Genomic DNA, 25,017 nt, shown 5'->3' on the forward strand with positions numbered 1-25,017 from the left:
CCGAAGTAAGCCGAAGTAGTGGAGTCGAGGTAAGTCCAAGTATTGGGCAGGGGCATTGATCCTCCTCCCTCATCTCCCCACTCCCCACTCCCTACTCAACGATGAAGAACGCAACGGCGAGTATTGCGACCCAGACAGGTGCAGAAGAAAATCTGTGTTTTGTTTGTCTGAAAGAGCCGCTTGAGCATGGGCTGTATATAAGTTGTTGAAAAATAAGGAATCAGAGCCAAAATGATTGAGACTAATGTCTCTCGCCACCACGAAACATTTTTCCAGGTAGTTCAAAGTTATTACCAGCTAACGAAGCCTCGGATTATTCCGTTGCTTTTGATTACTACGGCTGGGAGTATGTGGATTGCTGCTAAGGGAGAAGTAGACCCATTGCTGTTGCTAGTAACTCTCACTGGTGGCACTTTGGCTGCTGCAAGCGCCCAGACGATTAACTGTATCTACGATCGCGATATTGATTATGACATGGAGCGGACACGCCATCGTCCCATACCTTCCGGGAAAGTTCAGCCGCGCGATGCTCTAATTTTTGCGATCGCACTGGCGACAATTTCCTTTACACTCCTAGCAGTATTTGCCAATCTGTTAGCCGCGCTATTAGCTTTCTCTGGCATCGTCTTTTATATTTTGGTCTATACCCACTGGCTAAAACGCCACACCACCCAAAATATCGTTGTTGGTGGGGCGGCTGGGGCAATTCCGGCTTTAGTGGGTTGGGCGGCTGTCACGGGCACTTTAAGCTGGTCAGCATGGTTAATTTTTGGTATCGTCTTCTTGTGGACACCGCCCCATTTCTGGGCTTTAGCTCTGATGATTCGGGATGATTACGCAAAGGTGGGGATACCAATGCTACCTGTGATTGAAGGTGATACGGCAACCGTGAAGCAGATTTGGTATTATACGCTGCTTACCGTAGTTGCAACCGTGTTATTAGTTTATCCCTTGGGCGCGAGTGGAATTCTTTATGGTGCGATCGCAGTAATTCTGGGAGGATTATTTATCCGCAAATCTTGGCGGTTGTTGCAAAATCCAGAGGATCGCGCTGTAGCTAAAGAGTTGTTTCTCTTTTCCATCTCCTACATGATGCTGTTGTGTCTGGGGATGGTAGTTGATAGTCTTCCCGTTACCCATAATTTAATTAGTGCGGTGAGCAATTATCTGCATTTTATTGGTTAGGGGCAAGGTTTAGCGATCGCGTTTGGTAAAGTGGCGCGATCGCATATCAACATTTCCATTCAGACTCAGGAATTTTCGCCCCTTGAAAGATACTCCGTAATGTACCGATAGGTAAAGTGCGCCCTCGATGTTCAGGGACAATTACTTGTAGTCCCAAGTCTTCACTTCTCCATTTGCGGTGGCTACCTTTTTGAGAAATCAATTGAAATCCATATTGTCTCAGGATAGTTTCAACTTCTCTAGATGTCATACGCCGGATACGATCGCTCATGAGACAATAATCTCTCGTGCGATCGCACCAGGGGCTAACTCAATTGATTCTGGCTGTAAATACAATTGAATTGCTTCTTTAATATTTTCCAAAGCTTCTTCTTCAGTTTCTCCTGCTGAAGTACAGCCAGGTAACTCTGGACACCATACAGCCCAATCGCCTGTTTCTCGGTCTGATTCAAGAATCACGCGCCATTTCATAGCTAATCCTCCGGGATGTAAACTACTAAATTCTACTTAATATTACATTTTTCGAGTTGCAAAACTAGACAAGAAAATCTAGAAGTCCAATTACCAAACCCCTGATACAACATAAAAATTCCACTTGGTAGATGTCCTTTAGGTGCTGATAAAGTGAAGTCAAGGTCACTATAGTTTTTCCAAGAACTGTTCATACACCATCCCACCCTATTACCAAAATCACACCAGATTTGATAGCTATTAGAAGAATTTCCCCCAATGCTATCCCAAATTAACCTCTGCACAGTGAATCCAAATTTTCCATAGCTGTAATCCACCCAGAGGTTGTTTGTTGTGTGTATTAGCTGATGGTGGAATCTGCTAATATATCCTAAGTCAAACCACTTATCTATTTCTCGACCATATACTTTGAGAAAGATAGCCATAGTTTCTTCATCAGCATCTCTCCATCTTTGTTGTCTTAATAAGTTCTCCAGTTTTTTGTAATCTACCTGCGCGAACATACGATAATTTTGTTGGGTAGATGTATTAATTTTTATATAATTTCCATATCTGGATGTAGAGGATGGATAAATTATAGGATTAAAATTTTTCATTACCTCATCAACAGATTGATAGCGTTCTTTCACATAATCCTGAATTAACTTATCTAAAACTTGCCCAAAATCAGGAGTAATACTTCTACCTTGTGGTAAGTATTTCCTCCAAATCCAGCAACCTCTGAGCGCATCATAAAGTTCATCAGAACCATCTGCATTTGGTAAACATTGAGTTAATAGCCGAATACAAGTTACACCCAAACTATAAAGGTCACTTGCAGGGAAAACTTGACCACGCATTTGCTCTAATGGTGTATATCCAGGTGTTCCTACTGTTGTGCCAACACCTGCAAAAGTTTTTGTAATTTGTTTAGAAACACCAAAATCAATTAATATTAACTTGCCATCTAGACGGCGCATGATATTTTCTGGCTTGATGTCTCGATGAATTACACCGCGTTCATGGATAAACTTCAGGATAGGCAATAAATCAGTTAAAAGCTGTTTTATCTTTTCTTCACTAAAGGCTCCCTGCTGCTGCAATTCTTGTAATAAATTCTGCCCCTCAATTAACTCTTGTACCAAATAAAGCCGCTTATCCTGTTCAAAATAAGCAATCAGCCGGGGAATTTGCGGGTGTTCTCCCAAATCATAAAGACGCTTCGCTTCTTGCTTAAATAACTCCGTTGCTTTCTCAAGTGCAGCTGTTCCTTGAACTTGAGGGACAAATTGCTTAATTACGCAAGGTTCGTCTATCTTATCTGCATCCCTAGCTTCATAAGTTTTGCTAAATCCACCCTCACCCAAAAGTCGTATTACCCGGAAACGGTTTCTGAGTAATGGTGTTAGTGTTTGTCCACACTTAATACAAAACTTATTGTCATCAGGGTTAAAAGGATTTGAACAACTGGAATTAGAACAGTAAAGCATATTTGGGAATAAGCAGATGGTGTCTATTAAGTTTTCTCATTTTCTGCTTACTCGGTTTCACGAGACTTAATATTTTTGAGCAGATTTATTTCTAGCGGCGTGTACAGTCTCAAGTTACTTTTGCTAGCGTAGTGATATAAGGTTTATCGCTTCCCAGTAAGCAGATGAAAGCAAAAGGATTAATATGGCTCATTTAAATCAGCGTCGTCCCCAAAATGTCAACGGCGATTTTTATGTAGATAGTACCTGTATTGATTGTGATACCTGTCGCTGGATGGCTCCTGAAGTATTTTATGATGTTGATGATCAATCGGCTGTTTATCATCAACCAACCAATGAGGCGGAAAGATTAGCAGCACTGGAAGCACTTTTGGCGTGTCCTACGAGTTCTATTGGCACAGTTGAAAAGCCAAAAGATATTAAAGTTGCTCAACAACAGTTTCCAATATTAGTGGCGGAAAATGTTTACCACTGCGGCTATCATTCTGAAAAATCCTATGGTGCTGCTAGCTATTTAATTCAACTTCCAGAAGGGAATATTTTGGTGGATTCGCCCCGGTTTACGCCTCCTTTAGTCAAGCGTTTAGAAGAATTGGGGCCAATTCGTTATATGTACCTAACTCATAAGGATGATGTGGCAGATCATCAAAAGTTTGCCGAGCATTTTCAGTGCGATCGCATCCTCCACATTGATGATATTACTGCCGATACTCGCAATGTGGAAATACAGATAACTGGCTCTGAACCATTTCCCTTGACACCAGATTTATTAATTATCCCAGTTCCCGGTCACACCAAAGGAGAAACTGTTTTACTTTATAAAAATAAGTTTCTCTTCACTGGCGATCATCTCGCTTGGTCAGAAAGCTTGCATCAACTGGCTGCATTCCACGGTGCTTGTTGGTATTCTTGGTCAGAACAAACCAAATCAATGCGTAATTTGGCTAATTACTCTTTTGAGTGGGTTCTACCAGGTCATGGACGCAGGTTTCATGCTGATAGGGAAACCATGCGCCAGCAGATGCACAAGTGCATTGAGTTGATGCAATCTTTGAAATAAGAGACTGCCGAATTAAGTAATGATAGTAACTATCCCTGTATCCAAATCGTAACGACCCCCGACGATTTTTAATTTACCCGATCGCACCTGTTCAGTTAAAAGTTGCGATCGCTTCAACGTTTCAATTTGATATTGCACATTTGCCACCACAGCATTCTCAACTGCGTCACCGGGCTGATCTTTGACTTTTTTCACGGCTGGCTTAATTGCCTTCACAAAAGTACTAATATCACCGAGTAACGATTCGTTTTGTACAGCTGCGGTTACAGCGCCACAACGCTCATGTCCCATCACCATCAGCAATGGAGAACCTAATAAGACAACGGCATATTCAATACTACCGATCGCTTCATGTGTGGCAATATTTCCGGCAATGCGCACATCAAAGATGTCCCCAATGCCCTGATCGAAAACAATTTCTGCGGGAACTCGTGAATCAGCACAACTAAGAATAGTTGCAAATGGATGTTGAGCTTGAGCAACTTCCTGCAACCGTAGCGCCGATTGATCGGGGTATTGGGGGTGATGATCGACAAATCGCTGATTTCCATCTATCAGCTTTTGTAATGCGGCATCAGGACTGAGGGATTGAGTGGGGGCTGGGTGTATTTCGTCAGCTTTAGCCTGTTCCACCCGCCAGAGTAAATCGCTGGCAGTTACCGTCATTCCAAATGCCCCGGTGATTCCTAACTTCAAAAAGTCACGACGTTCCATGAAATGCTTCATCTCATTTATAATTTTTTACATCGAAGCAACACATCTGACAGAGCGAATTTCCATCACATCGGAAACGTAGCAAGTACCTCCGAATTTGTTGAGAAGTGGTTTGATATTTTCGACAACAGGCTTGAGTTGATCTGGCATACAAAACGCCAGGATGTAAACATTATCAAGCATAGTCATGTCTAAATCTTCAGTCGTTCCTTGTAATCCTTTACCAGCAACATTGCGGATTACAGCATGCCTATGTACACCAGACTTGTCTAAATTATCTAAAATTTTGGCAAGCTCAAAGGAGTTGGCAATAATTTCTATCTTTTTAACGACGTGCATATTATTAGCTCCAAAATAGGTTAATTCCGTAGAGATATAACGGAATTCCCACAATAATATTGAACGGAAATGTCACCGCTAGAGCGGTAGAAACATACAGACTGGGATTTGCTTCTGGAACAGTCATCCGCATAGCTGCCGGGACAGCAATGTAAGAAGCACTGGCACACAATACGGCGAATAACAGCGAATCTCCACGAGGCATACCGATGAATTTGGCGATCGCTAACCCAATACCTGCATTGACTATTGGAATTAGTATGGCAAATAAAATCAGGAAAACTCCGGTTTTTTGCAAGTCTTTAATTCTTCTGGCAGCGACCAATCCCATGTCAAGTAAAAAGAAGGTGAGAACGCCATAAAATAACCCTTGAGTAAAGGGTTCTAATACTTTCCCACCGCGTTCTCCTGTCAATACACCTATTAATAGACTACCGACTAATAGAAAAACTGAACTATTAAGAAATGCTTCTCGCAAAACTTCCGGCCACGAAAATTCTTGCTTGCCATCGGTGGTGAATATATTCACCAAAATTAGACCAACTATAATCGCTGGAGATTCCATCAGGGCAAGGGCTGCCACCATATAACCATCAAAAGCAATGCCAAGCTCAGTCAAAAAAGCGCTCGCGGTAATGAAGGTAACGGCACTGATAGAACCGTAGGTGGCAGCGATCGCCGCCGCATCGTAAGTATCCAATTTCCACTTCAGAATAAAAAAGGTGTAAATTGGAACAACGCAAGCCATCATCATGGCTGCCGCCAGTGTGAGAACTACTTCCTGAGTGACACCGCTTTTGATTAGTTCTACCCCTCCCTTAAAACCAATGGCAAACAACAGATACAACGAAAATAGTTTAGGTATTGGTGCAGGAATTTCTAAATCTGACTTGACAAAAACAGCAGTCATGCCTAAAAAGAAAAACAGGATTGGCGGATTCAAAATATTGGATACAATTAAGCTCAGATCCATATCCACCCCACGTTGTATTCGTTTAACCTGAAATTAAAGAAATTTTTCATCTTTAAAAACTTAACGGTTGAATCATGATGTATTGTGTCTAGCTACCCAATATCAATTGGGTACTCAAGGAGTGAATTGCCCTATTGGTGACAATACTTATTGGTTAGGTATTAAACAGCGCTGAGAATAAAAAAGTGAGAGCTTATCCAACATTTTTTGATGTTAGATTCCCCGTCGCTGATCTTACGACAGAAAGGGTAAGAAGAACTGGCGATCAATCTATTTAGCGTAGAAAAAATTAACGTGTTGTAGGGGCAATTTATGAATTGCCTCTACACAAACCTTGCTTAAATCCCAGCATTTTTTGATTTACAAAAGTTTTGTAAATCCCGCTTGCTCAAAATGACGGTCAGATGTAGAGGCTTGAGTAATCCTCAATCATGATAGAGTACCATTCTGGTTAAAAATATTGCCAAACAATCTTTATTGACCAAGTTTCGTTAGGATGTTGTAACCTGGGCAATAGCGACAGGCGATCGCTTTTTCACATCCATGACAACAACCATCGACTTTCTCAGTCACCTTAACCCTAGTCAGCGTCAAGCCGTCGAACACTACTGCGGCCCGTTACTAGTCGTTGCTGGCGCAGGTTCCGGCAAAACACGAGCGCTGACTTATCGCATTGCCAATCTGATTCTGAAACACCATGTTGATCCAGAAAATATCCTAGCGGTTACTTTTACCAACAAAGCCGCGCGGGAAATGAAAGAACGGGTTCAACGGCTGTTTGCGGAACAATTGGCAATGAAACAACACGGACAGCGTTTTGATTTGTTGACAGAATACCAACAAACGCAACTGCGATCGCAAGTTTACAAAAATACGATCAAAGATTTGTGGTGTGGCACTTTCCACAGTTTATTTTCTCGCATTCTCCGCTTTGATATTGAAAAATATGTAGACGAAAAAGGACGCAAGTGGAATCGCAATTTCTCTATCTTTGATGAATCAGATGTGATGACTCTGATTAAAGAAATCGTCAATAAACAGCTAAATTTAGACGATAAGAAATTTGATGCCCGCTCTGTTCGCTACGCTATTAGTAACGCTAAAAATCAAGGTTTATCGCCCCAAGAATTTGAGCAAGATCAGCCCAATTATCGCGGACGGGTAATTGCTCAAGTCTATAATTTATATCAAGATAAATTAGCAGAAAATAACGCCCTCGATTTTGACGATTTGATTCTCGTACCAACGAGATTATTTCAACAAAACGAGCAAGTATTGGGTTATTGGCATCGCAAATTTTGCCATATCCTCGTAGATGAATATCAAGATACTAATCGGACTCAATATCAACTGATCCACTTATTGGTGACTAATGGCGAAACTAGAAAGAGCGAATGGCAATGGCAAAATCGCTCAGTTTTCGTTGTCGGCGATGCAGATCAATCAATTTACAGCTTTCGGATGGCAGATTTCACCATCTTGCTGGGATTTCAGGAAGACTTTGGTGATGGTTTGGTAGACGATGACACCCAAACGATGGTTAAGTTAGAAGAAAACTATCGTTCTTGTGAAAACATTCTGCAAGCGGCTAATGAACTAATTGAAAATAACACCCAACGGATTGATAAAATCCTGAAAGCGACGCGGGGGCCGGGTGAGCAGATTACTTGTCACAAAGCCGATGAAGAACTTGCAGAAGCGGCATTTGTGATTAATCAAATTAGCACTTTAAAAAACCAAAATCCTGAATTAGATTGGGGTAGTTTTGCGATCCTTTATCGGACAAATGCTCAATCTCGGCCATTTGAAGAATTGTTGGTGAAATATCAAATTCCTTACACAGTTGTGGGAGGAATGAGATTTTACGATCGCAAAGAAATCAAAGATGTCATTGCATATTTAAGAGCGATCGCTAACCCATCTGATACAGTCAGTTTATTACGAGTTATCAATACTCCCCGGCGAGGAGTTGGCAAAACCACTATTGATGCTTTGATGAACGCCTCGCAACAACTAGGAACAACCCTGTGGGAAATACTCAGCGATGAAACATCAGTTAATACATTAGCTGGAAGGGCAACAAAAGCTGTAAATAACTTTGCCGCAATGATTAGCCGTTGGCAAGGACAAATCGGCACGCTTCCCGTGACTGAGGTTTTGCAAGGAATACTAGAAGATTCTGGTTACGTGCAAGACTTGATGAGTCAAGGCACAGATGAAGCCACAGATCGGGTACAAAACGTCCAGGAACTTTACAACGCTGCATTGCAATTTCAAGAAGAAAACGAAGAAGTTTCCCTCCAAGATTTTCTCAGTAGTGCCGCCCTCAGTTCCGATTTGGATAACTTAAAAGAAGGGCAAACAGCCGTTTCTTTGATGACTTTGCATGCATCCAAAGGTTTGGAATTTCCCGTAGTCTTTTTGGTGGGATTAGAACAAGGGCTATTTCCCGGCTACCGTTCGCTGGGCGATCCCGCATCTTTGGAAGAAGAACGCCGCCTGTGTTATGTAGGAATTACTCGCGCCCAAGAAAGATTATTTTTATCACACGCACGGGAACGGCGTTTGTATGGTTCGCGGGAACCTGCGATGCGATCGCAATTTCTCGACGAATTACCAGAAGAATTGTTATCTACCAAACGCGCGAGTCGTCAAAGTTATACCAAAAGTGCCTCTACTCCTAGTGGGAAACAAGACTCAACGCAGAATTGGCAAGTAGGCGATAGAGTATTACATAAAACTTTTGGTCTTGGTGAAATCACTCATGTCTTCGGTACGGGTAATAAGATGTCTGTGGCAATTAAATTTTCTAGCTTGGGGCAAAAAATTGTTGATCCAAGAGTAGCGCAGTTGCAAAAAGTTTGAAAACAAAGCCACAGATCCCCGACTTTTCAAAGAAGTCGGGGATCTTGTTTTTCATATTTCAATTTCTTCAAAGTGTTCAATAATGGGAGATGGCTCATAAAAATGATGTAGAAGTTTTTTCCACTCTTGAAACTCAGCAGAATTTCTAAATCCTACAGTATGAGATTCTAAAGTTTCCCATCTGACAAGTAATAAATATTTATATTGGACTTCTATACATTTATGCAATTCATGGGATAAATATCCATCCATTGAGGAAATAATTTTAGAAGCTTTTTTAAAAGTAGCTTCAAAATCGGATTGCAGATCAGGTTTGACGTGAAGAATAACGGCCTCAAGAATCATAAAGTTTTGCAGTGAAAATTAAGCTAATCTTATATTAATTAATATTTCGCCAAGCGGATCGCTATCTCGGCTCAATAACGTTTTTTTGCGATCAAAGCATTTTTTCTCTAACTCCTTCACAGCAGAGTTTTTAAGTTTTAGGGTGCAGTCAAATACAGCGTTTTTCAGGTAAATTAAGTACACAGGTAGGGCACAGCAATGCTGTGCCCTTAAGATCGCCTGTACCTCACCAAATTCTAATCTGATGTATGTCTTCAATATTTTTATACCAATTAGGTTAAGTTTTATCAAAAATTAATTATAGCCTTAACCCGTAGCTTAACTACGTTGTGCTATTTACTCTCTTAATGTAAGTTCAGAAGCAAGGTTTGTCTATTAAAAGTGCTAAAAAAAAACTTGGTCAACAGGTTGCTACCATTCGTAAGCGAAAAGGGTTAACTCAGGAAAACTTGGCTGAACTATCAGGCTATTCAGTTGAGTTTATAAGTTTAATAGAGCGTGGTATTAACGCTCCTACTATCGACGGTTTAGAAAAACTAGCACAAATTTTAAACTGTAAAGTTGAAATCTTATTTCAAGAGGCAGATTCTCAAGACAATTCGCTGAGTTAGATTAATTTTTTTTAGGTTGGCTTAATCTTTAATGAATAATTTGAAATATACAGGCTTTTGTTTTACTTTAAATACAAATGATGAAAATACTTTAAATTTATATATTTCCGATAAGACAAAAGCTAATATTTTTGAAAATTTAAATTTTTATTCTTGTTTACTTCATTCCTTTAAACCCGATGAAAATTCAATTTGGCAAAAACAAAAACGTCTTGATGTTGAAATAAAAGGATGGCCATCAAGCGTAGAATGGAAAAGATTAAGTTTTACAAATTTTCAAGGTAGAATACAAGTTGATTTTAATTTTGAAGAATTTGCAGAAACCTTAAATATAGCGTTTAAAAATATTATAGAAAAAACAAATACATACTATAAGTTTGAGATAGGAAATAAATCTCATTGGAATCAATATTTATTTAAATCTCGTGCTAGGGAGATTTTTGGATTATGTGTTCTATATGATAAAGAATTTCATACTAGAGATGAAATTGAAGTTACCATAGAAAGCCAATATAAGCCTTACAGTCGCAGCTTAGTTCCTTTTGGAAATAACGATACAAAAACTTCTAGAACATATGGAGATCCTAGTAAAATAGTTGATTATCTGAGAAATGAAGGGTGGACAAGAGAGGGTGATAATGCAACTTTAATTACTAAGCGTCACAATAGGCAGGAAAAATATAAATTAATTAGTGTTCAACAAGATATTGATTTACAAGTTTCTCGATCAACCATCAAGAGTTCATGGAAACATCAATTATTTAGTCTTCATGACAATACTTGTAGAATCTGTCATACAAAATATGAAAATATTAAATTTTTGGCTCCTGATCATAGAATTCCAGCGATTATTCAGGCAGAAAATTTAACAGATGAAAATTATAAAGAAAAATTAATGACATTATGTACTTTTTGTAACCAAAGAAAGAGAGAATTTACCAAAAAAGTTACTCTCGACTACGATTGGGAGAATAGCCCTTGGGCATACCCAGAAAAATTTCAGCAGAAAAAAATAGTTGAGGATATTGAGAGGTATGCTATTGCTCACAAAAAGTCAATTACTGAAGTTATAGACGAAATAATACTGCTTCTCAAAAAACACACTAGCAATTCAGACAATTAGTTAGTCAGCGCTTTGTAAACTGAAGATGCAACTGCTTCTGCAACAGGGTAGGGTAGTGCATTAGCAATTTGGCGGTAAACAGAAGTCATTGAGCCAATAAATTCAAAGTCGATAGGAAAGCCTTGTATATAAGCCATTTCCCTGCACGTTAACCTACGTTTATTTGAAGGGTGGTGCATTACCATTGCTCCTCCTTTATGATCGCCTCTAGCCGTAATTGTTGGACATGGTAAGTCAGGATTAATACGTCTATTTGATATATATCCATTAAACTTTAGTTTAAATTTGGAATATACATGATTTTTCAAATTGTGTTTTTTGTCAGGATCGGGAAAATTTGAAAGTGCCTGTCCCACAGATATATGCGATTTAAAATCACTGGGTTGGGGAGGAAATTCGATTTCTATTGTTATATCTTCTCTCTGTCCTAAAATAATCACTCTTTCTCTAGTTTGTGGAACTCCATAGCCCGCAGCATTTAAAATAGCATATTTACATTTATAGCCGCATTTATTAAATTCTTCTAATATATTGTTGAAAACTTTCCCTTTGTCAAGGCTAAGAATACCTTTGACATTTTCAGCAATAAAAATTTTCGGCTTTTTAATTTGTATTACTTTTACAAGATATTCATATAGGATATTCCTATCATCATCAATGCTACGTTTCATATTGGCTATTGAAAAACCCTGACATGGAAATCCACCTATAAGAACATCACAATCAGGAATCTCGTTTAGGTTGTAGTCTTCAATATTACTATTAATTATATGATTACCGATGTTTTTTCGGTATGTTTGCACCGCATCTTCAAAGTTGTCAATTGCCCATACAATATCAAACCCAGCTTTTTTAAATCCTAAGTCCATTCCTCCCGCGCCAGAGAATAAAGAAACAACATTGATTTTTTTAGTTTCTCTAACTTGTTTTTCTCTAAAAGTTTTTAATCTATCATTGGCTTCTATAAATTCTTGTGCTATTTTTTCTGCATATAATATAGGTACGGCATTACCAATTTGGCGATACATTGAGGTTATGCTTCCTGTAAATTCAAAATCGGCTGGAAAAGTTTGAATAAATGCTGATTCTCTAACATTTAATCGCCGTATTCCGTTAGGGTGTGGAATTGCACATACGCCGCCCTTGCCATTACCTCTAGCGATAATTGTCGGACATGGTTTATCACCATTAGTTTGTCTATGTCCCGTGTAGTTTCTATATGAAACTTTATACTGTGAGCCTACTAAATTCGTCGTTGGTTTCAATTTTTCCAATTTTTCCAATGCCAAATTAATCGTAATCCATTTTTTAAGATTTTTATTTTTTTCAGAATAGTCTGGCAATGGATGCTTGACTCTAGCTTCTAGAGGTAGGTCATTTCTTGTACCTAAAATAATAACTCGTTTTCTAATTTGTGGAACTCCATGATCAGCCATATTAACTAGTTGATATGTTACATAATAACCAACTTCTTCTAATTCTTTTAAAATATTTTGAAAAACAAGCCCATCATCTAGACTTAAAATACCTTTTACATTCTCAGCCATAAACCATTTAGGCTTTTTTTCTTGTATTACCCTTAACATTTCATGATAAAGTTCATTTCTCGCATCATCTTTTGAACGAAATTTATTGGCTACTGAAAAGCCTTGGCATGGGAATCCACCAACAATTATATCGGCATCAGGAATTTCTCTCGAATGAACATCACAAATTGATCTATTGATAATATGATTGCCTATATTTTTTTTATATGTTTCTACGCAGTCTAAGTCATTATCAATTGCCCAAACAATTGACAATCCTTGTCTTTGAAATCCTAAATCAATACCTCCACACCCTGAGAATAGACTAATAACAGTAGGTTGACTATTTTGAGTATTTTTAATATTTGTCATAAAATATTAATAGTTTCGCAAAAAAAGAGTATGAAAAAGGAGGGCTGATGTGGTGTAGTTCACCATTGATGCCAATAAGTACAGTTAGTTCAGCCTCATAGAAATCAAGCGTCAAATCACCGATTCCACGGAAAGATTGCATTTGTAGACGCTTGACTTTCATAATAATTACGCGGATTTTAATTGAATAATACCTTTATCAAAAACGCGATTATCAGTAGCGATCGCACTTATTTCTATTCTATCTTTATACACGTCATAAGAGGCAAAACTTAAATCACTGGTAGAATACTCTGTCCACTCAGAACGACCTACAGGACGATTGCCAGCACCTGCGCCACAAATTAAATAAGTTGTCCCATCAATAGCACGAGTGCGTTCATAACTATGTTCGTGACCATTGATATAAAGTTGAACGCTGTATTTTTTGAATAGGGGAGTAAAAGTTTTAATAAAATCTGGATTAGTCCCATATTGACCCGATGAATAAATCGGATGATGACCAAATACTACCTTCCAAGGAGCATCACTCAGACTTAATTCTTTCTCTAACCAAATTAGCTGGTTTTTCCAATCAGCATTACTATTAGTATCTAAAGCAAAAAACTGTACTGGATTACGTTTAAATGTATAGTAACGTCCCTTCATATTAAAGCCAGCATACTTGATTTGTGGCTCACCGTTGGCAGTACGAATATCGTGATTGCCTAAACAAGCCTGAAATTTCACACCTTGTTTTAGCAAAGGTTGATAAGGACGCTCAAAAACTTCGCCGATTTTCTCAATTTCGCCGTTGTTGTAAATGTTGTCTCCAGCTAAAACTACTAAATCATAAGGATTTCGCTTGTGATAAGCATTCATCGCTCCAGCTACAGCATACTGTCCTTTAGCTCCAGTCCCCGTATCTGCTACAGATACAAAACGTAATAACAAGTCTTTTTTAGCTGGGTTGGCGGCTATAGCTGTTGTTGAATCGGTAATCTCAGCACTTTGATTATTTTGACGAACTAACATCCAGCCTAAAAATCCTGCCCCAATGGTGGTGAGGCTACTTAAAAATAAAAATTGACGGCGTTTCAGGTTCATAATTCACCAAATTTAATAAATAGTCAGTTTTCGCACAAGGAATGTGCAATGAAATGATAGATTAATGCAAAAGAGGCAGCATCAGTAATAATGTACGTTGTTTGTCTTTGATTCGCTGCTTTTGGTGAAAGTTCCATGTCACAAGACAATCAGTCAAAACCGACGGATGAGCCGGTAAATCAACTTCCTCAAAAACCTTACCAGAGAGTTCAGCCAATTTGGAAGGCTAAAATTATCCAACTTCTCCGGGGGACGATTGGGGTTTTAGAAGTAACAGTAGACAAACTGGAGACAGCACCCCCGCCAGGTACTGAGGAAAAACCCGACTTTTTCCAGCAGCTTCAGTTGCGATGGGGTGGATTGTTAAAGACAATCCGCTTGTTTTTGCCATCAAATTTGTCAACAAAGTTATCAGATACAGCTTTGACGGGAATTGTGGCTGGAATTGCTGTAATTCTTGTTTGGACAACTACAACTGTCTTTACTGGTAAACCTACTGAAATAGCAACAGTTCCACCAGTTGAAGAGGTTCCTGCACCGACACCAACGATAACTACTTCACCGGAGGCAGTTTTACCAGAACCACAGCCACCAGAGGAAATTACGCTGCCACCAGAACCCGAACTCAAACCAGAACCAATTCCCACCCCAACGCCAACACCAGTTATAGAATTGACACCGGAGCAAGCCTTGATTGCGGCTATTGAAAATCAGGTAGCTGAAATTAGCGATCGCATTGCCTCTGGTCTGATAAAGTCAATTCAAGCCAACTTCCGCACAAGTAACTTGACTGTCAAAATTAGTGATGATTGGTACACTCTCAACGAATCTCAGCAGGACAAACTAGCTGCGGAGATATTACAACGTTCTCAAGAACTTGATTTTACCCATTTAGAAATTACCGACTCTCAAAATAGGCTGATAGCGCGTAACCCAGTGGTTGGTACTGAGATAGTAATTTTTAAACGGCAAACAACTTTGTAATTCGTAATTATTCGGATTATTTCAAGTAGAGTATGTGTTCTGCGATAATTAATCCGAACACTTAATTTAGACGTTGAATTTTAAGTATTTATGTTAGATAACCTTTCGCTATTGCTCAAAGCTTGTAAAAACTTAAATGTTAACTATGAAATTATTCATCCGGCTGAAAATTTAGTAAAAATAAAACTGAATAATAAACAACATTACTTTTGTAATTATAGTACTCCGATAATAAATCAGGCAGTAGCACAAATTATCAAAGACAAGGAATATACATACCATATTTTAAAGAAGAAAGTTAAACTTCCTCGGACAGTAGGCTTTCTTTCACCTTTTTGTGACCTGCAATATAAGATTTACTTAAAATTTCCTAGTTTTGAAGATATTATATTAGAAATAAAAGAAAACTTTGAAACACCCGTAATTGTTAAACGAAATTCTGGTTCAAGTGGACATAACGTTTTTTTATGTCAGAATACAGATGAAGTTGAAACTGCTTTAAAAGAGATTTTTAATATCAATAATAAAAAGTATGATTACGTTGCGATCGCTCAAGAATTCATTCACATAAAATCTGAGTATAGAGCCGTTTTTTTAAATAAAGAGTTAGTTCTACTCTATGAAAAAGATATAACTGATGCAAAATTTATAGGTAATCTCAGTCCTCTCCACTGGGATGGTGCAAAAGCAAAGTATATCAACAATCCAGAAATATTGTCAGAGATTGCTAATTTCGCTAAACCAATTTTTGAAGAATTAGACATTGATTATGGTGGTTTAGATATTGTATTAGATCGAGATAATCAATATTGGTTAATTGAAATCAATTCTCACCCAAATTATAGTATTTTCACTAGAGATAATGGAGAAGATCCTGTATTGAGAATTTTTGAAAAGATGCTCCTTAGCCTAGCCTCCAAATGAAGAGAGCAGGGGGAGCAGGGGGAGCAGGGGAAGCAGGGGGAGCAGGGGAAGCAGGGGGAGCAGGGGGATTAAACTAAGCCAGACACTTGGGGTGGGGTTTATTCATTCCAAGAGCCAAAATAATTTCTAGCAGAAATTCCTACTTGTTCAAGGGCTATTAATGTATTAGCAGCCCTTGAACCCTTAAAGCAGTAAATATATACAATTGACTCCGAAGTAATACCTACTGACTGACAAATTTCTCGGACTTCACCTGGCGATCAAAACGTGGGGATTTCTAATTCGGAATTCATCAGATGATGCCATTCTAACCATACAGCGTTAGGGATTATACCTCTGCAAGGACAAAAATTAGGATGGTATGGAGAAGAACTCAAACCAAGCCATTCAGTGCGATCGCGTTTTGTATTCACGCTTTCATGCTTCTGTTATTCTACCATTAGGCATTATCGCCCTCAGTAGATTTGCTTTTTGGAATGCAAATCACAAAAGAGGAAATGTTGAATGTTACAAGATAACTTTTACAGATGTATTGTTTTAAAGCTAACTATTACGTCACGGCGTAAATAAGCCACTCATTGAAAATCGCTAGATATTCTACAAAATCAGCATTTTTTCTTTTTACTTTTGCCTTGTTGTATGCTAATGAGCATTTAAGTTGCGTAAAAGCAGGGCTGTTCGCAAAGTGTTGCCGTAGGGAAGCCCTTACTACAAGCAAATCATTCTAGAAAAAAGAATGACGATTAGTTTACTAGGTAAACTCAAAAAAGCTAATAGAATATACGAATTTTATTGAAATGCTTGTTTATTACCTAATATTTAGTTTTGTTTATAATTTAAAGTAAAGGCAATTTTAATGAAACGTGTTTATTAGGCACAAAATTTATGCTAAAAACTAATTGATATTTTATAGCGATCGCAGAAATTTTTAATATAATGAAATCGCCAGGGTGACAATAAACTTAGTTCCCTGTCCAAAGATTGAAAAACAGTTGATTTCTCCCTTGTGTTTATCAATAATAATTTGGTAACTGATAGCTAATCCTAGACCAGTTCCCTTGCCCACAGGCTTAGTTGTAAAAGATGGCTCAAAAATTCTAGCTTGCACTTCAGGAGGCATACCCAAAGCATTATCTTCGATGCAAATCGAAACAGTTTCTTGCTGATGTTCAAATGATGTAGCGATCGTGATAGTGTGAGGGACAGCAGCTGTAATATCTTGAATTGAGCGATTTTGATAGAGGTCATCAAATGCATCAATAGCATTGGCAATAATATTCATAAATACCTGATTCAGTTGTCCAGGATAGCAAGTGATTGGAGGTAAATCGCCGTATTGTTTGACAACTTCGATTTTAGGGCGGTCTCCTTGGTCTTTCAATCGATGTTTTAAGAGCATTAAGGTACTATCAATTCCTTCGTGAATCTGAAACTCGACCACAGATGAAATATCAGAGCGAGCAAAGGTTCTCAAAGAGAGGCTAATGTCCTTAAGACGAGTAATTCCCTGGTGCATTGATACCAGAATTTTTGGTAAATCTTCAGTCAGATACTCTAAATCAATTTCTTCAATGAGTTCTTCAATCTCCGAATCTGGGTGTGGTAATTTTTGCTGTTGGAGATTCACCAAACGCAGGAGATCATTCATATATTTTTCAATATAAGAACAATTTCCACTAATGAAACCAATCGGATTATTGATCTCGTGACCTATCCCTGCAACCATTTGTCCAAGGGTGGACATTTTTTCACTCTGGATTAGTTGTAGTTGGGTTTGTTGTAACTCTTGTAGAGATTGGCTTAATTCTGCGGTGCGTTCTTGCACTCTTTGTTCTAGGGTGCGGGTAAGATGAGAGATTTTTAGATGTAACTTTAATCGGGCAATGACTTCTTCCTGCTGGAAAGGTTTGGTAATATAGTCAACTGCACCAATTTCCAGTCCTTTTACTTTGTCTGTAGCATCGGCCAAAGCAGTCATAAAAATGATCGGAATATTCTGAGTGATGGAATTGGATTTTAGCCTACGGCAAGTTTCAAATCCATCAATCCCCGGCATCATCACATCCAAGAGAATGAGATCGGGTGCAGCATATTCTGTTTGTTCGATGGCAGATTCTCCATCGGTTGCCATGAGTGTTTTCCAGCCACATCCCTGAATCGCTTCTGATAACACTTTGAGATTGTTAGGATTGTCATCTACTAAAAGGATATGTATTGGCTTCAAGAGAGGTTTGATCATCATTGACGTGACTCAGTTGTTACAAAAGATTTAAGGAACTTACGGATTTTTCCAGTTTGGAAGTTGACAGTAAATTTGCTTAACTCAGTTGCAAAGGGAGTTAGCTGACTGTCTTGCTGAATTAACTCTTTTATGATTCCCTCAATTGCCGGAATATCTCCCATCATTGCCAGATGATAAAGTTGTTGCAAAATATCTTGTGATGGCAGAACCAATTCAGCATCAGCTTTCTGCTCAGGCTGGTAAAGTGACTTTTGAGGTGTAGATTGAGCATAAATCCACTCCACTTTTAGCAGCGAAGTTTTCGCTGCTAACTCGAATGCAGAATGCAGTGCATTAAATAGCTCATCAACTTGTATGGGTTTTGGCAAAAATGCTGTGGCCCCCGCTTGCAAACTCCGTTGGCGATTCTCCTCAAAGACGCTGGCACTAGAGACAATAATCGGAATAGTACGGGTTTGTGGATTTTCTTGTAAGTGAACCATTAGCTCAAAGCCATCCATATTAGGCATAGCCAAATCAAGCAGAATCACATCTGGATGATGTTCAGTTACCATCTGTAGCCCATGTTTGCCGTCGGTTGCTTCCAGGGTTCGACAGCCAATTCCTTGAAGCAAACTAGTCAATATAGAACAATGGTTAGTATCATCATCGACAATGAGAACTTGAGGCGCACTACCTCGAATGCCGATGATTTTCTGATGGGTTGGGGCTGCATTTATAGCTGGCGGGGATATCCCTTCTATCTGCCAGTCATGAGAAACTGGTACTGGTACTGTCAAATCCAGCCAAAACAGACTACCTTCACCCAGATGACTCTCTACTTGAATTTGGCTGCCCATCAATGCGGCAATTCTTTGACTGATTGCCAATCCTAAGCCAGTACCTTCAGATTTCCGCCCTGCTTCACCTACTTGCTCAAAAGCCAAAAAGATTTTCTCTAGTTGGTCTAATGACATTCCAATCCCTGTATCTTCAATCTGGAAGCGAATCTTTTGATGTGTAATTTGTTGAGACTCTTGATTGATGACATCTACTTTCAAGGTGACGCTACCATTGTCTGTGAATTTGATAGCATTGCCTAGTAAGTTGATTAAAACTTGCCGTAGCCGCTTTTCATCAGCTTCGATGGCAACTGGTAGGCGATCGCTGATTAAAATATTAAATGCAATCCCTTTCTGTCTTGCTCGGATACTGCAAATCTCGGTGACACCATGTAAAAAAGTGGACAGATGTATATTGGTTGCAACTAATTCTAATTTCCGAGCTTCAATTTTTGAAAGGTCGAGAATGTCATTGATGAGCATCAGGAGGTGTGTCCCACATTGGTAGATAATGCTGACACCTTCCAGATTTTTCTCGGTCATATTTGGCGATACTTCTAGCACCTGAGCAAAACCAAGGATGCCATTCAATGGTGTGCGTAGCTCATGACTCATATTTGCCAGAAACTCGCTCTTTGCTTCGTTAGCAGCGTCAGCAGCTTGCTTCGCCTCCAACAGTTCATGAGTTCGCTCTTCAACTTTGAACTCTAGAGTTTTGGAATAATCCAATAGTTGGGCATTGGCAATTTCTAGTTGCTGATTCGTTTCTTCTAACTGCCTTTGTTTATAAGCATTTGTTGTCGCAATTACGCTGCTGATGAATGCCGCTAAAGTGGGGGTGACTGGTATGAGAATGCTATGTAAAAACATCCCATAGCCACCCCCGACAAACACGCCACTAATGCCTACAGTTGCCCAGAGAATTTTGCCCCCAGGCATCTGCAACCTGCGACTGGATAAGAACCAACTACCACTAGAACCGATCGCAGACCATAAAACAATCCAGAGCCACACAACCTGGCCAGAAATCCCGTGCAAGTTTCCTTTCCCTGTTTTTGCCCCTTGCACCAGTTGATGGGCAATATTGGCATGGACAACAACCCCAGGCATGGTTTTTTGGGCAAATATCCACGAGGAACTGAAGGGTGTATTGAAGAAGTCATTAGTACTAGCGGCAGCTGTTCCAATAAATACCATGCGATCGCGCATCATATTGGCTGGAATTCTCCCTGCTAAGACATCTCGCATGGCAACTGTCCGAAATGCCGCTTCTGTTCCGTGCCAATTTAGCAGAATTTGATAGCCGCCTAAATCAGCATCGGAGTAACCTGCTTCTTGATTGTTCAGTGGTAGGTAAATTACCTTACCCAACTGAAACTTTTGCTGCTTGGGGTCAATGCTTTCTAAGGAAATCTTATCGGCTTCCAGGTACTTGAGCGCCACCTGAGTTGCTAGCCCAGCTTTGAGCGTGTTTTGTTCTTTGGCATCAACTGCCGTCAGGAGGGCACGACGCACAAAGCGATCGCCATCCAACACCAAATCTGCTAATCCGACTTGATCGAGTTTCTTCAACTCTGGTGGCGGATTGACGCGCTCCCCGGTGATTTTCTCAACGCCAATCAAATTGGGAGTGCTGCGAAAGACTCTGACAAGTTCTTGATGTCCGCTTCCCTCCGGTAAATCTCGATAGAGATCCAATCCAATGGCTCTAGGTTGTTGCGCCCGAATCTTTTCTAATAATTCTGCTAATGCCCAATCTGGAATTGGCCATTTCCGCACCGATTGGATATCGTGCTCATCGATTGTCACAATCACAATTTCATCAGCGATCGCCTCTTGCGATCGCTGACGAACCCATTCATCACGAATTTTCCATTCAAGTAAATTGAAAAATCCCAACGATTGCCCAACAATGACAGTCAAAGCAACAGTGGGAGTAATAATCAAAACGCTGCGAGTGCGTTGAATAAAGGTCTGGAATCTGCGCCACATGGTCACTGGTGATTAGGGACTGGGGAGCGGGGGCAGGGGAGAAATAATGCCCCATGCCCTATCCCCAAATTGATTAGTTCGTAGATGCCAATAACGGAACTGTAACAATTTCCTTCAAGCTAACCGAGGAAAGGAGTTCTTCCCATTGCTTGGTAAGAGTTACATTGCTAGGTTGGGCACCATGTAGGGCTGCAAGTGTTTCCACGCAGTCATACCAAATGCCATTTTTACCAAAAGCCGCCGCCCGCTTCAAAGCATCTCGCTCTTGCATCGCTGTTACCAGTTCAGCGCTTGGCTGGATGCGTTGAATCCAACCATCGACATAAGGCGTACTTGGGCTGAGTTGTCCATCAACTTTCACAGCTAGGAACCAATGGTAGTTTTTCCCTATTACTAAAGCGGGTGCATCAGATGGTAATTTGATAGCGATCACCCCAGCTTTAAGAGCAATAGGAATAGTCATTTGATGCTGTGTATTACCAGTTTCATCCTTGAGGCTAAAGACAACTTCTTCTGCATTAGAAACTGGAAGATATACCAGAATTGTCGGACGTTCAGACACTGTTGTGCCATAGAAGCTTTGAGGTAGGAGTGCGATTAGGGCTGCTGGGCCTGTCGATCCGATACTTGAAGGATTTAAGTAGTAATTACCAACGCGTGAGGCTCCCCCACTTGCCTGTTGAGGAGTGCCCTTATCAGCACTAGGTGTAAAAAGATTACCACGGGAAGCTCCTCCTGTTGCCTGTTGGGGCGTACCCTTACCAGCGCTAGGTGTAAACAGATTGCCTCTGGAAGCTCCTCCCGTTGCTTGTCTGGGAGCGCCTTGACCAGCGCTAGGTGTGAAGAGGTTGCCTCTGGAAGCTCCTCCCGTTGCTTGACTAGGAGCGCCTTTACTAGAAGCAGGGATAAAGAAATTACCACGAGAAGCTCCCCCGGTTGCTTGGCTGGGAGCGCCATTGTTGATTGGTGGGGTAAATGTAACAGCATAGGCACTGTTCCATGTACTACTAGCAAGCAAAGCGATGACGCTTAATGCAGCTAAATATCGACGTTTCATAATGTTGCACTTCCTTCAAGAAAAGGTAATAGTAAATACATTTATTCTGATTGTGGGAATAGGCTTAAAAATCTTTTCAGCTAGCGCTCAAAGGCTTAAATACTTACTAGAAATATAAACGAAATTTGACTAATATACCGTAAAATTTCGTTTATATTACTGCATCCCTACTCAGTAAAAATACGTTGTTAGTGAGAGAGGCAACAGGCAGATCGAAGATCGTGATTGACAGCAGTTTGCTTTTTAAGCGAGGTACAAGTGTCTAACTATGGGGATTTATATCTTTACTTTTTAAAGCCAGTTACCAACCAAAACGAAGGCAGACCAAAAGAAAGGATCGTGGAAATCAGTTTGGCGGATCATGTTGATTTGGGCTTGTCGCAGTGCTTCGGCTTTAGACATTTTGGGTTGTCGCAGTTGGTCATAGAAGCGCGTCATCAGCATTTCGGCTGCTTTGTCTTTGACGGGCCAGAGAGTGGCAATGGTTGAGCGGGCACCAGATTTGACAGCCAGTCCTGCTAATCCCAGAACGGCGCGATCGTCTCCTGCGGCTGTATCACAGGCACTCAGTACTAGCAACTCAATGGCTTTCGATGGCTCGTTACCCCGATTTTTAAGGAGTTCAGACAATTCCTTAACGTTGACTTCTCCATCCCAAGTTAGTAGGAAGGTATCTTCAAGGCGGGAGCTAAACTGTCCGTGGGTTGCCAGGTGGACAATATCTGCACTACTAGATTTGACACGATTAGCCAGGGCTTGACTAGTAAATTGCTGGTTGAGCAACGTCGAAGATGGCACTGTCTTCGAGATTTGTTTAACTTCTGATTCCACAGCAGGTAAAGCGCTAAAGCCATTACGAGATTCGCTGATGCCGCCGACGATCGCACCAATATGATTTGGCTGGAGCGATCGCGCAGCCATTAGTTGCATTCCCGGTGAGAGGGCAACAGCATACTTTTCGATCAGATATTGCTTACCATCATACAGGGCTGCTATGGGGATATTACGTAATCTACCATCTAAAACAAATACCAGTGTTTTGCTATCTTTAAAGGCTTGCTCAATTTCCGCCGGACGAATTAGCCAACTATAAATTTCCTGGGACAAGCGATCGCGCTCTTGAGAATCTGAGACTGGATTGAAGCTAACTAATAATTTATCTAGAGTTTGTTCGATGTCAGCTTGAGATTTTTGTGTTGCATAGTAACGCAACGGTTGTCCAGTTTTAGAGAGGATGATTGCGAGGCGATCTGGTAAGATAATCGGATAAATAACAGTTGCATTGGGGTCAACTTGGTCAATCTGCTGAGACCTATCTAAACAAGCTTCCCGGAAAAAGTTATCGAGTTCTGCAACTTGCAGTGCCTCAATTAAATCACGGGCTTGTATTAGTGCTGCCTGACTTGGTTGCCGATCTAAAAGTAAACCGACCAGTTCTCGGTAGACAGGTTCCACACCTTCACGGAAGGAGAACTGCACATCGGGGTTAACAGCTACTAAATCTCCCCGGATTGACTTTAAAGCTTTGACCGCTTCAGTATAAGCACTAATTGCTTCTGAGCGATCGCCTTGTTCTTTATACAACTGTCCTACCTGCCAAGCCGATTGAGCAATAATATCCTCAGCTTGGAGTTGACGCGCAATGTTGAGGGATTTTTGAGTTAACTCCTGTGCTTGTGATAACTGCTGTGTCCGCCGATAGAGTTTTCCCCACTGATGCAGCGCATAAGCTTCTGCTTGAGCATCTTGAATTTGTTGTGCAGACTTGACTGTAACTGCCATCAGTTGCGCCAAGTCTTTGAGTGGTACGATTTGGTCAGGATTTGACTGCCGATTCAGAGTCGCAACAAAATTGATCGCTGCGTAGAGAGAGGTGTGGCTAGGGGGGAGTTCTGCAAGTTGTTGCAATAGTTGAGGTGCAAGTGGGGTAGCCAACTCAGACTTGTTGTAATCGAGAAAAAGTTTAAACTGAGCTAAACGAGCTTGTAAGCGATCGCCTGGATTACTGGCTACCTGTTGGGCTTGTTGAAAGTAATCTAATGCCGCTTCTGGATCGTGTAAATCAACGGCGGTTTTTCCTAAGCTCAGAAGAATAGAACTCAACTGAGGTGTAGTTTCAATTTTACGAGCGATCGCCAAACTCTGCTCTAAAACCTGTTGACTCTTAGCAGAGTCGCCAATCACTTGTAAAGCTAAACCAAGCGATCGCAGCCCACTCACTTTAATTTCTGAATCTGGCATTGCTCCTAACTTTTGAGTCAGCATTTCCAACTGCTGTTTAGAACGGCGATAAAATCCCAAACTTTGTAAAGCTTGTGCCTGATTAATTTGACTGCCCAAGCTGCCCATTTTATCGCCCGCTTGCTCATAATATTTTTCAGCTTGTTGCCAATTTTCGAGGGCAGTTTCGGCTTTGCCATTATGTAATTGCAAATTTGCTTGGGTATTGAGTGCTTGCGCCCACAGAATTGCATCAGCAGAAGGAATAGAGGTTTGCAACAGTTTCAGACTTTGTTCAATAGATTGACTGGCTGCTTCCCATTGGTTAAGTTCCTGTTGTGCCAGTGAAAGGTAACTCAAGCTTAGGGCTTCGTTGGTGCGATCGCCTTGGGTATGATACTGCTGTGCTGCCGTTTGCCAAATCTTCACGGCTTCTGTAAAGCGTCCTGAACGGTAAAGATTTCGTCCCTGTTCTAACTGGTTAGTGGATGCTGAGGCATTCAGAGCAGAGTTTGCCGATACTTGCACAGATGCTCTCACAGGAGTAATGGTGACAGCCAAACATAAGCTCAAAATACTCAGGCTAATGTATAGTAGCCAACGACATTGTTTAATTGGGAAAGCCATAAATAATTACT

At 40.3% G+C, this 25,017-nt stretch carries 20 protein-coding genes and 1 pseudogene; 7 read left to right on the forward strand and 14 right to left on the reverse strand.

Annotation, left to right across the window (positions count from 1 at the left end; genetic code table 11):
* The first annotated feature begins 231 nt into the window (after positions 1–231).
* On the forward strand, positions 232–1,185 hold the full coding sequence (locus GTQ43_RS21250) for a heme o synthase (RefSeq protein WP_265274723.1): 954 nt from the start codon (positions 232–234) through the stop codon (positions 1,183–1,185).
* A gap of 46 nt (positions 1,186–1,231) precedes the next feature.
* Here GTQ43_RS21250 and GTQ43_RS21255 read toward each other — a convergent pair whose 3' ends face one another.
* Genes GTQ43_RS21255 through GTQ43_RS21265 form a run of 3 tightly spaced genes read right to left on the reverse strand, consistent with a single transcriptional unit; the run spans position 1,232 to position 3,125 of the window.
* Entirely contained in the window at positions 1,232–1,456 is a 225-nt protein-coding gene (locus GTQ43_RS21255; RefSeq protein ID WP_229485461.1) for a type II toxin-antitoxin system HicA family toxin, read from the reverse strand.
* Complete coding sequence (locus GTQ43_RS21260) at positions 1,453–1,656, reverse strand: type II toxin-antitoxin system HicB family antitoxin (protein ID WP_265274724.1); 204 nt, start codon at positions 1,654–1,656, stop codon at positions 1,453–1,455. Before GTQ43_RS21260 ends, GTQ43_RS21255 begins: the two co-directional genes overlap by 4 nt.
* A 32-nt stretch (positions 1,657–1,688) precedes the next feature.
* A complete protein-coding gene (locus tag GTQ43_RS21265; protein ID WP_265274725.1) occupies positions 1,689–3,125 on the reverse strand; it encodes a serine/threonine-protein kinase in 1,437 nt (478 codons plus the stop codon).
* 184 nt (positions 3,126–3,309) lie between these two features.
* Here GTQ43_RS21265 and GTQ43_RS21270 point away from each other — a divergent pair, with 184 nt between their 5' ends.
* Positions 3,310–4,185, forward strand: coding sequence for an MBL fold metallo-hydrolase (locus GTQ43_RS21270; RefSeq protein ID WP_265274726.1), 876 nt, complete (start codon positions 3,310–3,312; stop codon positions 4,183–4,185).
* A 12-nt stretch (positions 4,186–4,197) separates the two neighbouring features.
* Here GTQ43_RS21270 and GTQ43_RS21275 read toward each other — a convergent pair whose 3' ends face one another.
* The 3 genes from GTQ43_RS21275 to GTQ43_RS21285 are packed head-to-tail and all read right to left on the reverse strand — an operon-like array spanning position 4,198 to position 6,211.
* Positions 4,198–4,899, reverse strand: coding sequence for a carbonic anhydrase (locus GTQ43_RS21275; RefSeq protein WP_265274727.1), 702 nt, complete (start codon positions 4,897–4,899; stop codon positions 4,198–4,200).
* 27 nt (positions 4,900–4,926) lie between these two features.
* A complete protein-coding gene (locus GTQ43_RS21280; RefSeq protein ID WP_265274728.1) occupies positions 4,927–5,238 on the reverse strand; it encodes a P-II family nitrogen regulator in 312 nt (103 codons plus the stop codon).
* 4 nt (positions 5,239–5,242) lie between these two features.
* Positions 5,243–6,211, reverse strand: a complete 969-nt coding sequence (locus GTQ43_RS21285; protein WP_265274729.1) for a sodium-dependent bicarbonate transport family permease — start codon at positions 6,209–6,211, stop codon at positions 5,243–5,245.
* 543 nt (positions 6,212–6,754) lie between these two features.
* Here GTQ43_RS21285 and pcrA point away from each other — a divergent pair.
* Entirely contained in the window at positions 6,755–9,076 is a 2,322-nt protein-coding gene (gene pcrA / locus GTQ43_RS21290) for a DNA helicase PcrA (RefSeq protein ID WP_265274730.1), read from the forward strand.
* A gap of 51 nt (positions 9,077–9,127) precedes the next feature.
* On the opposite strand, the gene GTQ43_RS21295 is transcribed toward pcrA, so the two are convergent.
* Positions 9,128–9,421: an antibiotic biosynthesis monooxygenase family protein gene (locus GTQ43_RS21295; RefSeq protein WP_265274731.1), complete on the reverse strand. Its 294-nt coding sequence runs from the start codon at positions 9,419–9,421 to the stop codon at positions 9,128–9,130.
* Positions 9,422–9,789: 368 nt separating this feature from the next.
* Here GTQ43_RS21295 and GTQ43_RS21300 point away from each other — a divergent pair, with 368 nt between their 5' ends.
* A complete protein-coding gene (locus GTQ43_RS21300; protein ID WP_265274732.1) occupies positions 9,790–10,032 on the forward strand; it encodes a helix-turn-helix domain-containing protein in 243 nt (80 codons plus the stop codon).
* A gap of 31 nt (positions 10,033–10,063) precedes the next feature.
* Positions 10,064–11,155: a hypothetical protein gene (locus GTQ43_RS21305; RefSeq protein ID WP_265274733.1), complete on the forward strand. Its 1,092-nt coding sequence runs from the start codon at positions 10,064–10,066 to the stop codon at positions 11,153–11,155.
* On the opposite strand, the gene GTQ43_RS21310 is transcribed toward GTQ43_RS21305, so the two are convergent.
* Positions 11,152–13,053, reverse strand: coding sequence for a DNA cytosine methyltransferase (locus tag GTQ43_RS21310; RefSeq protein ID WP_265274734.1), 1,902 nt, complete (start codon positions 13,051–13,053; stop codon positions 11,152–11,154). The genes GTQ43_RS21305 and GTQ43_RS21310 overlap by 4 nt on opposite strands.
* A 168-nt stretch (positions 13,054–13,221) precedes the next feature.
* Positions 13,222–14,139 carry a metallophosphoesterase family protein gene (locus GTQ43_RS21315; protein ID WP_265274735.1) on the reverse strand — a complete coding sequence of 306 codons (918 nt, stop codon included), beginning with the start codon at positions 14,137–14,139 and terminating at the stop codon, positions 13,222–13,224.
* 135 nt (positions 14,140–14,274) lie between these two features.
* On the opposite strand from GTQ43_RS21315, the gene GTQ43_RS21320 reads away from it, so the two are divergent.
* Both GTQ43_RS21320 and GTQ43_RS21325 read left to right on the forward strand, forming a co-directional pair.
* Entirely contained in the window at positions 14,275–15,123 is an 849-nt protein-coding gene (locus GTQ43_RS21320; RefSeq protein WP_265274736.1) for a hypothetical protein, read from the forward strand.
* Positions 15,124–15,213: 90 nt separating this feature from the next.
* Positions 15,214–16,047 carry an ATP-grasp domain-containing protein gene (locus GTQ43_RS21325; protein WP_265274737.1) on the forward strand — a complete coding sequence of 278 codons (834 nt, stop codon included), beginning with the start codon at positions 15,214–15,216 and terminating at the stop codon, positions 16,045–16,047.
* A gap of 98 nt (positions 16,048–16,145) precedes the next feature.
* Here the strand turns inward: GTQ43_RS21325 and GTQ43_RS21330 are convergent.
* The 5 genes and pseudogenes from GTQ43_RS21330 to GTQ43_RS21350 form a co-directional block, all read right to left on the reverse strand.
* A pseudogene (locus GTQ43_RS21330) lies at positions 16,146–16,448 on the reverse strand (rhodanese-like domain-containing protein); the annotation flags it as partial.
* A 527-nt stretch (positions 16,449–16,975) separates the two neighbouring features.
* Positions 16,976–18,289 (reverse strand): hybrid sensor histidine kinase/response regulator, encoded by a 1,314-nt coding sequence (locus GTQ43_RS21335; protein ID WP_265274738.1) that lies wholly within the window; start codon positions 18,287–18,289, stop codon positions 16,976–16,978.
* On the reverse strand, positions 18,286–21,102 hold the full coding sequence (locus tag GTQ43_RS21340; RefSeq protein ID WP_265274739.1) for a CHASE2 domain-containing protein: 2,817 nt from the start codon (positions 21,100–21,102) through the stop codon (positions 18,286–18,288). Before GTQ43_RS21340 ends, GTQ43_RS21335 begins: the two co-directional genes overlap by 4 nt.
* Positions 21,103–21,175: 73 nt before the next feature.
* Complete coding sequence (locus GTQ43_RS21345; RefSeq protein ID WP_265274740.1) at positions 21,176–22,159, reverse strand: DUF928 domain-containing protein; 984 nt, start codon at positions 22,157–22,159, stop codon at positions 21,176–21,178.
* 291 nt (positions 22,160–22,450) lie between these two features.
* Positions 22,451–25,006, reverse strand: a complete 2,556-nt coding sequence (locus GTQ43_RS21350) for a CHAT domain-containing protein (RefSeq protein WP_265274742.1) — start codon at positions 25,004–25,006, stop codon at positions 22,451–22,453.
* Between the last annotated feature and the right edge of the window lie 11 nt (positions 25,007–25,017).

The organism is Nostoc sp. KVJ3, from assembly GCF_026127265.1.
Lineage (GTDB): Bacteria > Cyanobacteriota > Cyanobacteriia > Cyanobacteriales > Nostocaceae > Nostoc.